Annotated in this window: 1 protein-coding gene; it reads left to right on the forward strand. The window is 35.2% G+C overall.

What is annotated here, in order from left to right; genetic code table 11:
* Positions 1–195: 195 nt before the first annotated feature.
* The coding region (locus tag ACGF49_RS25130; protein ID WP_229015749.1) for an Rpn family recombination-promoting nuclease/putative transposase at positions 196–293 on the forward strand (98 nt) is incomplete at its 3' end.

Raw genomic sequence — 293 nt, forward strand, 5'->3', positions numbered from 1 at the left:
GAATGGCTTTCATAAAGTAATTGTTGTAAATATAATGTTTTCTCTTTTTTTCTTTTCTGGTATTTGATTCTTTAGGCTCTTCTATTAATGCATTCGGTAAAGATTTGCCTGGGGAAATCTGAGACAATGTTTTTTGTAACTTGGTAGAAATACTATAAATGGTAATGACTAACTAATAAGACAGAGAAACGGATTGTGGCAAAGAAAGAAAAACGGCCTCACCATGACGCATTATTCAAACATTTTTTAACGCAGCCCGAAACGGCCAGGGAGTTCTTATCCCTTTATCTGCC

This window comes from Photorhabdus sp. RM96S (genome assembly GCF_042879335.1).
Taxonomy (GTDB): Bacteria; Pseudomonadota; Gammaproteobacteria; order Enterobacterales; family Enterobacteriaceae; genus Photorhabdus; species Photorhabdus kayaii.